Genomic DNA, 15,616 nt, shown 5'->3' with positions numbered 1-15,616 from the left:
GTTAATGCGGGATAAAACTGCCAATCCTTGGATTACAGATGATGAACGTGAAACAAAAATTAAACAGAAAGCAATTATTGCAAGCTGGTCCGGTGTTTTTATGTTTTGTACCATTAACCTCTTAAACAAATGGTTAGGTGTAGAAACAAACAATACATCACCTTACTTACCGTCTTCTATCGCAACTATTTTAAAAGAAAATATAGAGTTACAAATTTTATTTATGCTATTTATTACGTATGGCATCTTTTACATATACTATCGAAGAAAATTAAGCGCTTAACTTTTTATCTCATGATTGTCCTCCTAAATGGTTATAGTAATTAGGACGAAATGAAAGGAGCGATAGAAAAATGAGTAACTCGAATGATTTTTTAGATACGCTGCATGAAAAACAAGCAAAAGATGAACAAAATAGAAAACGTCAGGGAAACGGAAACCCAGCGAAAAAGAAGCCAAATAAAACACATAAATAACAGTCAACTACCCCCACTGAGATAAAGCCTTTCAGTGGGGGCTTGAGTTCGAACGCTAGGTCTTTTCGTCTATCGCTAGACAGTTTGACGCTCTAGCATTCATGCCACCTTATGGTAACACCCCAAGTATGTTTTTGGTTGGTACTGGCAACGAACGATTGTTTTCACCACCTTTCTTAGAGAGTTCATTACTTTTGACAAATCAATATTTGGAACGAAATGAAACAACATGCGAACATGTTCTTCATCGTAATTCCTTTTGACTCAAGTCGATAATGATAATCATTATCATTATTTGGTTAATTTGATTAATTTTCAAATGAAAGGATAGAGGAAATGAACTTAGGGGAATTTGATGGGAAAACGGTTTTAGTAACAGGTGGAGCCCAAGGTATAGGTAGTGTTGTTGCCAAAATGTTTTTAGAAAGAGGGGCTACAGTTATTGCGGTTGATCAAAATGAAGAGGGATTAAACGAACTCTTAAATGAAACACATATGAAAACGTTTCGTTTAGATGTGAGTGATAGTACCGCAGTTGAACAGATGGTAAATGATATTGAAAATGAAATAGCACCGATAGATATATTAGTAAATGTTGCAGGGGTTTTACGTATGGGAGCGATTCACTCTTTAAGTGATGAAGATTGGAATAAAACATTCTCTGTAAATTCTACAGGCGTTTTCTATATGTCCCGAGCAGTAAGTAAACGTATGATGCAAAGAAAGTCAGGGGCAATTGTTACAGTTGGTTCAAATGCAGCAAATACCCCGAGAATCGAGATGGCTGCGTATGCTGCATCAAAAGCTGCAACGACGATGTTTATGAAATGTTTAGGATTAGAACTTGCAGCGTATAACATTCGCTGTAACTTAGTTTCTCCAGGTTCTACTGAAACTGAAATGCAAAGGTTACTATGGGCTGATGAGAATGGAGCAAAAAATATAATTGCTGGTTCTCAAAGTACATATAGACTCGGTATACCGTTACAAAAAATTGCACAGCCTTCAGAAGTTGCTGAAGCGGTATTGTTTTTAGCTTCAGATAAAGCTAGCCATATTACAATGCATAATTTATGTGTCGATGGCGGAGCTACATTAGGCGCTTAATAAAAAATTCAGGGGGTCACTATACTATGAATGAATTTATGGCTGTAAAGGAACTGTCAGAAAAATTACTAGAAGATTATAAGACTGAATCTTCATTCTTTTTCGCTTCACCAACGCGAACGATATTGACAGAAGGAGAGTTTACTACAGTAAAGCATCGTGAAATTGAAAGTTTTCCAGAACTAGTACAGGCGTTATTACGTAATGCAAAACAAGCTGGAAATCCGAACCCTATCGTTGTTGGTGCCTTGCCATTTGATCGTAGAAAAGAAGTTCAACTTATCATACCAGAAGATAGTAGAATTTCTGAGCGCTTACAATTGGATACAAGAAATCAGCTTGAAACACATGAAAAATTGACATTTGAAATGACACCCGTTCCAGCGCCAGAAGTTTATATGAATGGTGTGAAGCAAGGAATTGAAAAAATACAGGACGGAGATTTAAAGAAAATCGTTCTATCCAGATCGTTGGATGTTAAATCTTCCAAAAAGATTGATAAGCAAAAACTTCTTCGAGAATTAGCAGAGCATAATAAGCATGGTTATACATTTGCTGTTAATTTACCGAAAGATGAAAACGAGAATAGTAAGACATTAATTGGGGCAAGCCCTGAACTACTCGTTTCACGTAATGGTATGCAAGTTATTTCTAATCCGTTAGCTGGTTCAAGACCACGTAGTGATGATCCAGTAGAAGATAAAAGAAGAGCAGAGGAATTACTTTCTTCTCCAAAAGATTTACATGAACATGCGGTAGTAGTGGAAGCGGTTGCCGCTGCACTTCGTCCATATTGTCATACATTACATGTTCCAGAAAAACCATCTGTTATTCATAGTGAAGCGATGTGGCATTTGTCTACTGAAGTGAAAGGTGAACTAAAGGATCCAAATACTACTTCTTTGGAATTAGCAATTGCCCTTCATCCTACGCCAGCAGTTTGCGGAACGCCGATGGAAGAAGCGAGAGAGGCAATTCAACAAATTGAGCCATTTGACCGTGAGTTCTTTACAGGAATGCTAGGATGGAGCGATTTAAATGGAGATGGTGAATGGATTGTTACAATTCGTTGTGCTGAAGTGCAAGAACATACACTTCGTTTATATGCAGGCGCTGGAGTTGTTGCTGAGTCTAAGCCTGAAGACGAGTTAGCAGAAACCTCTGCTAAATTTCAAACAATGTTGAAAGCTTTAGGGTTAAATGATATTTCACTTAATGAAAAGTAGGGGGAAGAAAGAATGTTAGAAGGTTATACGGAATGGCCAAAAGAATTTGCCAAGCGTTATCGAGAAGAAGGGTGTTGGCTTGGTGAAACATTTGGAGGAGTGTTAAGAGAGCGGGCTGAGAAATATGAAGATCAAATCGCGGTTGTAAGCGGTAAGACGCATATAACGTATAGTGAACTTGATCAAAAGGTAGATCGTTTAGCAGCAGGTTTATTGAATTTAGGAATAAAGAAAGAGGACAGAGTTGTAATCCAGTTACCTAACATTATTGAGTTTTTCGAAATATGTTTTGCACTATTTCGAATTGGAGCGCTTCCTGTCTTTGCACTGCCTTCACATCGAAGCAGTGAAATTAGTTATTTTTGTGAGTTTGGTGAGGCGAGCGCTTACGTTATTTCAGATAAGGCTCTCGGTTTTGATTATCGAAAACTAGCAAGAGAAGTGAAAGAGAAATTGCCAACTTTACAACATGTAATTGTAGTGGGAGAAGAAGAAGAGTTCTTAAACATAAATGATCTGTATATAGATCCCGTTCCATTACCAGAAGTTCAACCAAGTGATGTTGCGTTTCTCCAATTATCAGGAGGGACAACAGGACTTTCTAAATTAATTCCTAGAACACATGATGATTATATTTACAGTTTACGTGTTAGCGCTGAAATTTGTAATTTGAATGCAGAAAGCGTCTATATGGCAGTTCTACCAGTAGCGCACAATTACCCAATGAGTTCTCCAGGTACATTTGGAACTTTCTATGCGGGTGGAAAAGTTGTGCTGGCAACTGGAGGTAGTCCAGATGAGGCATTTGCACTTATTGAAAAAGAAAAAGTTACGATTACTGCTCTCGTTCCACCGTTAGCAATGATATGGCTTGATGCTGCATCCGCTCGTAATAATGATTTATCGAGCCTAGAAGTGATTCAAGTAGGTGGAGCGAAATTTAGTGCTGAGGTTGCAAAGCGTATACGCCCTACATTTGGATGTACGTTACAGCAAGTGTTCGGTATGGCAGAAGGATTAGTAAATTACACAAGATTAAATGATCTTGAAGAAATCATTATTCATACACAAGGTAGACCGATGTCTACATTTGATGAAGTAAGGGTCGTTGATGAAAATGATAACGATGTAAAACCTGGAGAAGTAGGTAGTTTATTAACACGAGGGCCCTATACAATTCGTGGTTATTATAAAGCAGAAGAGCATAATGCAAGGTCATTTACAAAGGACGGATTTTATCGTACAGGAGATCTTGTAAAAGTAAATGAACAAGGTTACATCATAGTAGAAGGAAGAGATAAAGATCAAATTAACCGTGGTGGTGAGAAAGTTGCTGCGGAAGAAGTTGAAAATCATCTATTAGCACATGATGCAGTACATGATGTAGCAATTGTATCAATGCCTGACGATTACTTAGGAGAACGTACTTGTGCATTTGTAATAGCTCGCGGACAAGCTCCGGCAGTAAGTGAATTAAAAATGTTTTTAAGAGAACGCGGTATAGCTGCTTATAAGATTCCAGATCGAATTGAATTTATTGAATCATTCCCGCAAACAGGTGTGGGAAAAGTAAGCAAAAAAGAATTACGTAAAGTCATTGCTGAAAAACTTATTACGGTAAAACGATAAATAATATAAAAATTGGAAGGAAGTGATTAGATGGCTATCCCATCTATTTCAGTATACAAAATGCCAGTTGAATCAGAACTACCAAAAAATAAAGTGAACTGGACACCAGATCCGAAGCGTGCGGTTCTTCTAATCCATGACATGCAAGAATATTTTCTTGATGCATATAGCGATAAAGAATCACCGAAAGTAGAGCTCATTTCAAATGTTAAGGTGATAAGAGAAAAATGTAAGGAACTTGGTATACCAGTTGTTTATACAGCGCAACCAGGTGGACAAACGTTAGAACAACGAGGATTATTACAAGACTTCTGGGGTGACGGTATTCCTGCTGGACCAGATAAAAAGAAAATTGTCGATGAACTTTCCCCTAATGAGGATGATATATTCTTAACAAAATGGAGATATAGTGCATTTAAAAAGACAAATCTATTAGAAATTTTAAATGAACAAGGAAGAGATCAACTCATTATTTGTGGTATTTATGCGCATATTGGCTGCCTTTTAACAGCTTGTGAAGCGTTTATGGATGGTATAGAGCCGTTCTTTGTAGCAGATGCAGTGGCGGATTTTTCATTAGAGCATCATAAGCAAGCATTGGAGTATGCGTCTAGTAGATGTGCAGTAACGACATCCACCCACTTACTGTTAAAAGATTTACAAAGTGTAAAAGGTAATAAGAGTGAAGGGATTACTTTACAGGAAGTACATGAACTAGTTGCACAATTACTTCGTGAACCAGTAGAAAGTATTGAGACTGATGAAGATTTATTAAATAGAGGACTTGATTCGGTCAGAATTATGAGTTTAGTAGAGAAGTGGCGTCGCGAAGGAAAAGAAATTACTTTTGCGGATTTAGCAGAGAACCCAACGGTTGTTGATTGGTATCGCTTCTTATCTCCGCAAACAGAACATGTACTTTAATATAGACTACATAATAAAGGGGTAGTAAAGAATGCCTAATAGTCAAATGGTGCGTCATCCGTTATCATCTGCGCAGTCTGGTATGTGGTTTGCGCAACAATTAGATCCGCTTAATCCGATTTATAATACTGGGGAGTATGTTGAAATAAGCGGAAATATTAATCAAGATATTTTTGAATTAGCAGTATGTAAAGTTGTAATGGAAGCAGAAGCGTTGCATGTTTGCTTCGAAGAGGATGAAATTGGTCCATGGCAAGTTATTAAAGAATTACAGTTTCAAATGCATTTTATTGACGTTCGTAAAGAAGAAAATCCTGAAGAAGCTGCTAAAGTATGGATGAAAAATGATTTATCTATGCCAGTCGATTTGAAAAAAGATACATTATTTACTGAAGCACTTATTCAAGTTGAAAATAATCGTTTCTTTTGGTATCAGCGCATTCATCACATTGTGATGGATGGCTATGGATTTTCACTTCTTAGCCAAAAGGTAGCGAAAGAGTATACAACACTTATAGAAGAAACAAATAAGAAAGAGAAGCCATTTGGTTCTCTTTCAAAGATTATACAAGAAGATATTGTATATCGTGAGTCGAAACAATTTCAGGAAGATCGTATTTTTTGGTTAGAGAAGTTTGCAGATGAACCAGAAGTTGTGAGCTTAGCGGAAAGAGCACCGAGAACATCAAATGGATTTTTACGAGAAACAGCGTATTTATCTAGTTCTAGCACGAAAACTTTACTAGAAGATATCAATATTTCGTTAACAAGTTGGCCAGAATTCATTGTCGCTGTAACAAGTATTTATATGCATAAGTTAACAGGAGAAAATGATATTGTATTAGGCTTACCGATGATGGGGCGTCTCGGTTCTACATCTATTCATACACCGAGTATGGTAATGAATTTAGTACCACTTCGTCTCACTGTAACTCCAAATATAACTCTTGCGGAATTATTACAGCAAGTTTCAAAAGAAATTCGAGATGTACGTCATCATCATAAATACCGTCATGAGGAATTAAGAAGAGACTTAAAATTACTAGGTGAAAACCAAAGATTATTTGGACCGTTAGTGAATGTGATGCCTTTTGATTATGGGCTTAACTTTGCTGGGAATCGTGGTATTACACATAATTTATCAGCAGGACCTGTCGATGATTTATCGATAAATGTTTATAAACGTTTCGATGAAAATGAGCTAATGATTCATTTTGATGCGAACCCAGAAGTATATAATGGTGCGGAACTAGCATTGCATAAAGAAAGATTTATGAATGTATTAGAATTAGTGATAAATGAATATGAAAAAGATGCGTCGATTGGAAGTATAAACATTACTCTTCCTGAAGAAAATCAAAAAGTTTTATTCGAATGGAATGAAACTAAAGAAGTTGAAGAGTTAATCTCTTTACCTATACTATTCGAAAAACAAGTACAAAAAATTCCAAATAAAATAGTAGTAACTTGTAACGGAATAAATCTTACGTATAAAGAGCTAAATGAACGAGCGAATGAACTAGCACACTATTTAGTAGAAGAAGGAATAGGACCAAATCAGTTTGTAGCTTTAGTATTTCCTAGATCAGTAGAAATGGTAGTCAGTATGCTAGCAGTTTTAAAGGCTGGTGCAGCGTATTTACCAATAGATCCAGAATACCCAGCAGAAAGAGTTAATTATATTGTAAATGATGCAAAACCAGTTTGTGTCATAACACATTCATCTGTTTCATCTAAGTTAGTTATAGAAAATGATATGAAAAAAATTGTATTAGATGACGAAGAAACGAAATTAGCGTTACATACATATTCTCGTATGAATATAGCATGTAAGAATGATGTATCACTTTTAAACCCAGCCTATACAATTTACACTTCAGGCTCAACCGGCAATCCAAAAGGTGTAATTGTTCCTATGAAAGCTTTAAGTAACTTTTTATTGGCTATGGATGATGTGTTTTCATTACATAAAAACGATCATTTATTAGCAGTTACAACATTTGCGTTTGATATTTCAGCTCTCGAAATTTATTTACCTCTTATTAGTGGTGCAAGTTTAACAATCGCACAAAAAGAAGTAATTCAAGAACCTTCTGCGTTAACGGCATTGTTACAAGAAGAAAGAGTGACAATTATGCAAGCTACACCGACGCTTTGGCAGGCATTAGTAACGGAATATCCAGAGAAGCTACAAGGACTAAATGTGCTCGTAGGTGGCGAAGCACTTCCAGCCCATTTAGCAAAAACATTAAAAGAATTAGGTTGTACTATTACAAACTTATATGGACCAACTGAAACGACGATTTGGTCTACTGTCATGAACATCGATGAAAGAGAAAGTGGTATACCTCCTATTGGAAAGCCGATTTGTAGTACAGCTGTATATGTATTAGATGCAGGTTTACAACCAGTACCACCTGGAGTAATTGGTGAATTATATATTACAGGGGAAGGGCTTGCAAGCGGATATTTAGGAAAAACAGAGTTAACGGCTGAACGTTTTGTTGCAAATCCTTATGGAGAACGAGGGCAGCGCATGTACCGTACAGGTGATCTAGTAAAATGGCGCAATGATGGTGTGTTAGAATATGTGAGCCGCGCAGATCATCAAATTAAAATTCGTGGTTTCCGAATTGAATTAGCTGAAATTGAAATGGTATTACAACGACATGAAAGTATTAAGCAAGCAGTAGTAATGGTACGAGAAGACCGCCCAAATGATAAGCGAATCATTGCGTATATCATTGCAGAAGAGAAGGAAACGATTAAACTTTCCGAAATTCGTTCTTATGTTTCAGAAAGCTTAGCGAATTATATGGTACCATCAGCGTTTGTGTTGTTAGAAGAATTACCATTAACACCAAATGGAAAGGTTGATAGAAAGAAATTACCAGCTCCTGATTTTAATGAAATGAATAAGGAGAGAGTTGCTAGAAATCCGAAAGAAGAAATATTATGTGATTTATTTGCAGAAGTACTTGGTGTTTCTCGTATTAGCATTGATGATAATTTCTTTGAAATGGGAGGCCATTCGCTTCTTGCATCTCGTTTAATGGCAAGAATTCGTGAAACGTTAAGTGTCGAATTAGGAATTGGAAAACTATTCGGATCGCCAACTGTTGCTGAACTAGCGAAGCAACTGGATGGAGCAAAAAATGCACGACCAGCTATTCAGAAAGTAAGTAGACCAAGTGAAGTTCCACTTTCATTTGCACAGCGTAGGTTATGGTTCTTAAATTGTTTAGAAGGTCCAAGCCCTACATATAATATCCCGTTAGTCATTCGTTTGTATGGAAAGTTGAACGAGGAAGCATTGCAAGGTGCTTTTTATGATGTAGTCGAGAAACATGAAACACTGAGAACAATTTTCCCTAACGTATTAGGTAGTTCTTATCAGAAAATTTTAAATATGGGAAATATAAATCTAGCAATGATTAAAACAAAAACATGTAAAGAGGAATTAGAAAGTGTGCTTGCTGAGGCGGTAAGATATAGCTTTAACCTTGATGTTGAACCAGCAGTTCGTTTGCATCTATTTACAGTGAATGAAAACGAACATGTATTACTAATACTATTGCACCATATTGTAGGGGATGGCTGGTCATTACAACCGTTAACGAGAGATTTTACAACGGCATATAAAGCGCGATGTCAAGGTGAAAGAGCGCAGCTGGAGACACTTCCAGTTCAATACGCAGATTATGCACTTTGGCAACAACAATTGTTAGGTGATGAAACTACAGAAATGAGTCTCATTTCAACACAATTAGAGTTTTGGAAGAAAGAGCTAAAGGGGTTACCAGATCAATTGGAGTTACCTACAGATTACCAGCGTCCAATTGAAACGAGTTATCGAGGAGAAACAATTCATTTTCAAATAGATGCGGGTATGCATAGTAGGTTAGTAGAACTTGCACGGAAAAACGGAGTTAGCTTGTTTATGGTGTTGCAAGCAGGACTTAGTGCGCTATTTACAAGGTTAGGTGCAGGTACTGACATACCAATCGGTAGTCCGATTGCTGGAAGGAACGATGATGCACTCTCTGACATAGTCGGTTTATTCGTAAATACATTAGTGTTGCGTACAAATACATCAGGAGATCCAAGTTTTAAAGAATTATTGAATAGAGTGAAGCAAGTAAATCTTGCAGCTTATGAAAATCAAGATGTGCCATTTGAACGACTTGTTGAAGTGTTAAACCCAGTACGTACTCGAAATAGTCATCCGCTGTTTCAAGTTATGTTAGCTTTCCAAAATACGCCAGAAGCAACCTTTGATGCTCCTGATATAGAAGCGAAACTTGAAATTCAAAGCGTCGGCTCTGCAAAATTTGATCTAACATTTGAAATTAGCGAGAATAACGGCGTTGATGGTACTCCAAACGGCTTACACGGATTATTAGAGTTTAGTACTGATTTATATAAACGTGAAACGGTGCAAAAATTAATAGAACGATACATTTTGTTATTAGATGATGCAGTAGAGAATCCGGATCAATCAATTGGTAGATTAAAAATTTTAACGTTAGCAGAGAAAAATACAGTGTTAGAAAAGTGGAATGGTGGTTTTCAAATTGTACCAGAAATGACATTATCACAATTATTTGAAAAGCAGGCTCATATAAATCCAAATGCTATTGCTGTCGTCTTTGAAGATGAAAAGTTAACTTATGAAGAGTTAAATAAAAAAGCGAATAAAATAGCTCGTTTGTTAATAGCGAAAGGAATTGGTCCTGATCAACTCGTTGCTTTAGCAATGCCGAGATCTTTAAATATGGTTGTGAGTTTACTCGCGGTTCTTAAAGCAGGAGCAGGTTATCTTCCATTAGATCCAGATTACCCGTCTGATCGTATTTCATTTATGCTCCACGATGCGAAACCATCATGTGTTTTAACAAATTCAGATGTGGAAGTTGAATGTGATGAGAAACTAAAAATTTTAGTTGATGATGAAAAAGTAATAGAAGCAATTGAGAAATATAGTGAAGATAATATTGATGAAATGGAGCGTGTGAAGCCGTTAACTCCTTCACATATTGCTTACGTTATTTATACGTCAGGTTCAACAGGTAGACCGAAAGGCGTTATGATACCTCATCAAAATGTAGTAAGACTTTTAGGAGCGACTGATCATTGGTTCCAGTTTGACGGAAACGATGTTTGGACGATGTTCCATTCATACGCTTTTGATTTCTCGGTTTGGGAAATTTGGGGACCTTTATTATACGGAGGGCGTTTAGTTGTAGTGCCACATAATGTAAGTCGCTCGCCGAAAGAATTTTTACAGCTTCTTGTTAAAGAAAAGGTTACGGTTTTAAACCAAACTCCATCAGCGTTCTATCAATTGATGCAAGCAGATCGTGAAAATGAAGAGATTGGCCAAAAATTATCTTTACGATATGTTGTTTTTGGAGGAGAAGCACTTGAGCTAAGTCGATTAGAAGATTGGTATAGTCGACATCCCCATAACGCACCAAAACTTATTAATATGTACGGTATTACGGAGACGACAGTACATGTTAGTTATATTGAATTAGATGAGACTATCGTCTCTTTACGAGCAAATAGTTTAATTGGGTGCAGTATACCTGACCTTAAAGTGTATGTGTTAGACAACTATTTACAACCAGTGCCACCTGGAGTAGTTGGAGAAATGTATGTTGCAGGTGCAGGGCTTGCGCGTGGATATTTAGGAAGAGCAGGCTTAACTGCAGAACGGTTTATCGCAGATCCATTTGGTAAGCCAGGTACAAGAATGTATCGTACTGGAGACTTAGCGCGTTGGGGTCAAGATGGGACGTTAGATTATATAGGACGTGCAGATCATCAAATAAAAATTCGCGGATTCCGAATTGAGTTAGGTGAAATAGAAGCGGTAATAATGAAACATCCTAAAGTTCAGCAAGTAGCCGTTATTGTACGGGAAGATCAACCAGGGGATAAACGGTTAGTTTCTTATATCGTTGCATCAAATCATGAAATGATTGATACGAATGAAATGCGTCAGTATGCTGGTGGTAGTTTACCAGATTACATGGTTCCATACGCTTTTGTAGTAGTAGAGGAGTTACCTTTAACTCCAAACGGTAAATTAGATAGAAAGGCATTGCCAGCTCCAGAATTTATCGCATCATCTTCTAGTCGTGGGCCAAGAACACCGCAAGAAGAAATGTTATGTGACTTGTTTATAGAAGTTTTAAGTGTGCCTCAAATTGGAATTGATGACGGATTCTTTGATCTAGGTGGCCACTCACTTCTTGCAGTGCAGCTTATGAGCCGTATTAAAGAGGCACTTGGGGTTGAATTAAATATCGGAACTTTATTTGCAGCACCTACTGTTGCAGGTCTTGCTGAAAGACTTAAAGTGGGAAATGGTCAAAGTGCACTTGATGTATTGCTTCCATTACGAGCAAGCGGGGATCAATTACCACTATTTTGTGTACACCCAGCAGGTGGATTAAGTTGGTGTTATGCAGGACTTATGAAATCTTTAGGAACAGATTATCCGATCTACGGTGTGCAAGCACGTGGTATTGCTAAAAATGAAGAACTTCCAAAAAGTTTAGAGGAGATGGCGGCGGATTATTTAAAACACGTTCGTGAAGTACAGCCTTACGGACCATATCGTTTACTCGGTTGGTCGCTCGGAGGAAATGTTGTGCATGCAATGGCGGCGCAACTACAAAATGAAGGGGAAGCAGTAGAATTACTCGTTATGCTTGATTCTTATCCTGGACACTTCTTACCGAATACGGAAGCGCCTACTGAAGAAGAAGCACTAATCGCATTACTTGCTTTAGGCGGATATGACCCAGATAACATGGATGGCAAACCACTTACAATGGAAAGTGCAGTTGAAATCCTTCGAAAAGATGGAAGTGCATTAGCAAGTCTTGAAGAAGAGACTATATTGAACTTGAAAGAAACATATGTAAATTCAGTAGGGTTGTTAGGGAAATATGTACCGAAAGTTTATAACGGAGATATCTTATTCTTTAGATCTACTGTTATACCAGACTGGTTTGATCCTATCTCTCCAAATACGTGGTTAAATTATTTAAATGGACAAATTGTGCAACACGATATTGATTGTAGACATAAGGATTTATGTCAACCAGGTCCACTTACAGAAATTGGACAAGTATTAGCGAAATATTTGCAGAATAAGAAAGGGGTAAGTACAGTATGACGAATCCGTTTGAAAATGATAATTACACATATAAAGTATTAAAAAATGAGGAGGGCCAGTATTCTCTCTGGCCGGAATTTCTTGATGTACCTATTGGTTGGAATGTCGTACATGAAGAAGCTAGTAGGAATGAATGTTTACAATATGTTGAGAATAACTGGAAAGATTTGAATCCGAAAAGTAATCAAGTTGGCGAGAAAATATTAGTAGGAAAACGATAATGAAGGAAAAAATAAATCCAAAAGTAGTTGTAAGCATCGTATATATAACAGCGATGTTTATGGCTGCGATGGATGCAACAATTGTGAATGTAGCATTACAAACGATAAGTAAAGAACTACAAGTGCCCCCATCTGCAATGGGTACAGTTAATGTTGGATATTTAGTTAGCTTAGCTGTTTTCCTTCCGATTTCTGGTTGGTTAGGTGATCGCTTCGGTACGAAAAGGGTATTTCTAACTGCTCTTTTCGTATTTACAACTGCGTCTGCATTATGCGGAGTAGCGAACGATATTACTTTATTGAATATTTTTCGTATCATGCAAGGGGCTGGCGGGGGGCTTTTAACACCAGTTGGGATGGCGATGTTATTCCGAACATTTTCACCAGAGGAAAGGCCGAAAATTTCAAGGTTTATTGTGTTGCCAATTGCTGTCGCACCGGCAGTAGGACCAATTATTGGTGGTTTCTTTGTAGATCAAATGTCTTGGCGCTGGGCATTTTATATTAATCTACCATTTGGAATCATGGCGTTATTATTCGGTCTTCTATTTTTAAAAGAGCATATTGAAAAATCAGCTGGTCGCTTTGATTCTCTCGGTTTTGTTCTTTCAGCACCAGGATTTTCGATGCTAATATATGCACTCAGTCAAGGGCCATCAAAAGGATGGGTTTCTGCAGAAATTATAAGTACTGGAATGACTGGGATTGTATTTATTACTTTGTTTATCATTGTAGAACTTAGAGTTAAGCAACCGATGTTAGATTTACGCTTATTAAAAGAACCAGTCTTTAGAAAAATGAGTCTTATTTCATTGTTTTCATCTGCAGGTTTACTAGGAATGTTATTTGTTTTTCCGCTTATGTATCAAAATGTAATAGGAGTTTCCGCATTGGAATCAGGTCTTACGACATTCCCAGAGGCAATTGGATTAATGATATCGTCACAGATTGTACCTTGGTCATATAAGAAATTAGGGGCTCGTAAGGTAATTTCTATTGGGTTAATTAGTACGGCGATTATCTTTGTTCTATTAAGCTTTGTAAATCACGATACGAATCCATGGCAAATTCGGGCACTATTGTTTGGTATCGGTATATTCTTAGGCCAGTCTGTGGGAGCAGTTCAATTTTCTGCATTTAACAATATCACACCACCTTCTATGGGCAGAGCAACTACTATATTTAATGTGCAAAATCGAATAGGTTCAGCGATAGGAGTTGCTGTTTTAGCTAGTATACTAGCTGGGTTTGGAAATAATAGTGTACAAAATAATACCCATTCAGATTTCTTACCATATCAAGCGGCATTAATTGGATCAGCAATATTTTTGCTCGTAGCATTACTATTTTCTTTACGTATTTCTGATAAAGAAGTAATGTCAAAGAAGAAAGAAAAAATGTTATCCGTATCCAAAAAAGAGAAAGCACTTGTCAATGAATAACAACTGAAATTCGTTGTATAAAGGAGAGTTTACATGATAGAGAGTAACGTTGTAGATTCTGTACCAACTTTGAATGAGAATAACTGTCAAATATGGTGGGCAAGAATTTCAGATTTACAATCATGGCATTACAATTTACTAAATGACGTTGAACGAGAGAAAGCAAATTCATATCACCATTCGGCAGATCGTGCACGATTTATAATAGGTTGTGTAATTAGTAGATTAGTTCTTGGGCAAATACTTTCTATCTCACCTGTTCAAGTACCGATTAGTCGAATATGCCCAGTATGTAAGTTACAACATGGTAGACCACAATTACCAGAAGGCATGCCGCAGTTATCTGTTTCACATTCGGGTGAGTGGGTTGTTGTTGCATTTACAAAATCTGCACCTGTAGGCGTTGATGTTGAACAAATGAATCCAAATGTAGATGTTATGAAAATGGCAGAGGGTGTATTAACGGACATTGAAATAGCGAAAATTATGAAATTACCTAATGAACAGAAAATAGAAGGTTTTTTAACATATTGGACTCGAAAAGAAGCAGTGCTCAAAGCAACAGGTGAAGGACTAATGATTGCACCAGTGGATATTACTGTATCTGCTCCCAATGACCCTCCAAAATTGTTAGTTTTTAAGGATAGACATAAGTTAGTAGAAACTACAATGATGGAAGATATAAGACCAAGTTTAGATTATTTGGCTTCCATTGCAATATTTAGTAAAGAAGTGACCGAAATTACTCAATTAGACGCAGTATCGCTTTTAAATCTTAAATAAGTTTAATAAAATATTTTATAGAAGAGGTGTTCCTCATGTTAGTAGCGGAAAATAGAAAAAATGAATTCACTTATAATGTACAAGCAATTAAAAATATTTTATTTTCTGGAGATACATCATCTATTCATGCTTTAGAAAAGCTATTGATTGATACAGTTCAGTTTGATGTTCTTGAACAAGAGGTAATTGATAGACAGTACATCCCGAAAGAAGCAAAGAATTTCTTTGATAAAAACGGAACATTTCTTTACCGTGTATCTCATGTTAGTTATAAAGGAAAAGTGTTATCCGAAAATTTAATTTTTGCGGACACTTCGTTTTTACCAAATTCAATTAAGAATGAATTAGAGAGTGGAAACATTCCAGTTGAAAAACTTATAGAAAAGATGGAAGTAAGAAGAAATGTATTATATGAAGGATATCAGCCATCTGGAAATATTATTGAATTGTTTGATGGATGCTCTGTTACGGCGAATGTGTATCCAACTAGAAAATATCAAATTGTAAGTAACTGCAAATGTATATTTTATATTTGTGAAGTGTATCATGCTGAGAATATAAAGGAATTACTGAAATAAACAAGAAACCAGCCTATAAAATGGCTGGTTTCTTGTTTATT

General features: G+C 36.7%; 11 protein-coding genes. All 11 read left to right on the top strand.

The features are described from left to right. Positions 1-4 precede the first annotated feature (4 nt). The 11 genes from KI369_RS19140 to KI369_RS19090 all read left to right on the top strand — a co-directional run bounded on the left by KI369_RS19140 (position 5) and on the right by KI369_RS19090 (position 15,575). Positions 5-283, top strand: a complete 279-nt coding sequence (locus tag KI369_RS19140; RefSeq protein ID WP_212956993.1) for a phosphoglycerate mutase — start codon at positions 5-7, stop codon at positions 281-283. 70 nt (positions 284-353) lie between these two features. Then, positions 354-476 (top strand): DUF4023 domain-containing protein, encoded by a 123-nt coding sequence (locus tag KI369_RS19135; protein ID WP_000071861.1) that lies wholly within the window; start codon positions 354-356, stop codon positions 474-476. Positions 477-812: 336 nt separating this feature from the next. Further along, the gene (dhbA, locus tag KI369_RS19130; RefSeq protein WP_212956992.1) at positions 813-1,583 is read left to right on the top strand and encodes a 2,3-dihydro-2,3-dihydroxybenzoate dehydrogenase; all 771 of its coding nucleotides are present in this window, start codon (positions 813-815) and stop codon (positions 1,581-1,583) included. Positions 1,584-1,609: 26 nt separating this feature from the next. Continuing rightward, complete coding sequence (gene dhbC / locus KI369_RS19125; protein WP_212956991.1) at positions 1,610-2,809, top strand: isochorismate synthase DhbC; 1,200 nt, start codon at positions 1,610-1,612, stop codon at positions 2,807-2,809. Between the two features lie 12 nt (positions 2,810-2,821). Beyond that, entirely contained in the window at positions 2,822-4,438 is a 1,617-nt protein-coding gene (locus tag KI369_RS19120; protein WP_212956990.1) for a (2,3-dihydroxybenzoyl)adenylate synthase, read from the top strand. Between the two features lie 30 nt (positions 4,439-4,468). After that, positions 4,469-5,362, top strand: coding sequence for an isochorismatase family protein (locus tag KI369_RS19115; protein ID WP_212956989.1), 894 nt, complete (start codon positions 4,469-4,471; stop codon positions 5,360-5,362). A 31-nt stretch (positions 5,363-5,393) separates the two neighbouring features. Continuing rightward, complete coding sequence (locus KI369_RS19110; RefSeq protein WP_212956988.1) at positions 5,394-12,551, top strand: non-ribosomal peptide synthetase; 7,158 nt, start codon at positions 5,394-5,396, stop codon at positions 12,549-12,551. Further along, a complete protein-coding gene (locus KI369_RS19105) occupies positions 12,548-12,772 on the top strand; it encodes an MbtH family protein (RefSeq protein WP_212956987.1) in 225 nt (74 codons plus the stop codon). Before KI369_RS19110 ends, KI369_RS19105 begins: the two co-directional genes overlap by 4 nt. After that, positions 12,772-14,214, top strand: a complete 1,443-nt coding sequence (locus KI369_RS19100) for an MDR family MFS transporter (protein ID WP_212956986.1) — start codon at positions 12,772-12,774, stop codon at positions 14,212-14,214. Before KI369_RS19105 ends, KI369_RS19100 begins: the two co-directional genes overlap by 1 nt. Before the next feature lie 33 nt (positions 14,215-14,247). Continuing rightward, positions 14,248-14,997: a 4'-phosphopantetheinyl transferase family protein gene (sfp, locus tag KI369_RS19095; RefSeq protein ID WP_212956985.1), complete on the top strand. Its 750-nt coding sequence runs from the start codon at positions 14,248-14,250 to the stop codon at positions 14,995-14,997. A 35-nt stretch (positions 14,998-15,032) separates the two neighbouring features. Next, a complete protein-coding gene (locus KI369_RS19090) occupies positions 15,033-15,575 on the top strand; it encodes a chorismate pyruvate-lyase family protein (protein ID WP_212956984.1) in 543 nt (180 codons plus the stop codon). Positions 15,576-15,616 lie beyond the last annotated feature (41 nt).

The sequence above is a fragment of the Bacillus sanguinis genome, assembly GCF_018332475.1.
In the GTDB taxonomy this organism is placed as follows: Bacteria; Bacillota; Bacilli; order Bacillales; family Bacillaceae_G; genus Bacillus_A; species Bacillus_A sanguinis.
This window is presented reverse-complemented; position numbering and strand designations above follow the sequence as displayed.

Excerpts from the sequence above, each read along its gene's own strand:
- KI369_RS19115 (WP_212956989.1), top strand. The coding sequence starts at position 4,469 with ATGGCTATCCCATCTATTTCAGTATACAAAATGCCAGTTGAATCAGAA.
- sfp (WP_212956985.1), top strand. The coding sequence starts at position 14,248 with ATGATAGAGAGTAACGTTGTAGATTCTGTACCAACTTTGAATGAGAAT.
- KI369_RS19110 (WP_212956988.1), top strand. The coding sequence starts at position 5,394 with ATGCCTAATAGTCAAATGGTGCGTCATCCGTTATCATCTGCGCAGTCT.
- KI369_RS19140 (WP_212956993.1), top strand. The coding sequence starts at position 5 with ATGCGGGATAAAACTGCCAATCCTTGGATTACAGATGATGAACGTGAA.
- dhbC (WP_212956991.1), top strand. The coding sequence starts at position 1,610 with ATGAATGAATTTATGGCTGTAAAGGAACTGTCAGAAAAATTACTAGAA.
- dhbA (WP_212956992.1), top strand. The coding sequence starts at position 813 with ATGAACTTAGGGGAATTTGATGGGAAAACGGTTTTAGTAACAGGTGGA.
- KI369_RS19120 (WP_212956990.1), top strand. The coding sequence starts at position 2,822 with ATGTTAGAAGGTTATACGGAATGGCCAAAAGAATTTGCCAAGCGTTAT.
- KI369_RS19135 (WP_000071861.1), top strand. The coding sequence starts at position 354 with ATGAGTAACTCGAATGATTTTTTAGATACGCTGCATGAAAAACAAGCA.
- KI369_RS19100 (WP_212956986.1), top strand. The coding sequence starts at position 12,772 with ATGAAGGAAAAAATAAATCCAAAAGTAGTTGTAAGCATCGTATATATA.
- KI369_RS19090 (WP_212956984.1), top strand. The coding sequence starts at position 15,033 with ATGTTAGTAGCGGAAAATAGAAAAAATGAATTCACTTATAATGTACAA.
- KI369_RS19105 (WP_212956987.1), top strand. The coding sequence starts at position 12,548 with ATGACGAATCCGTTTGAAAATGATAATTACACATATAAAGTATTAAAA.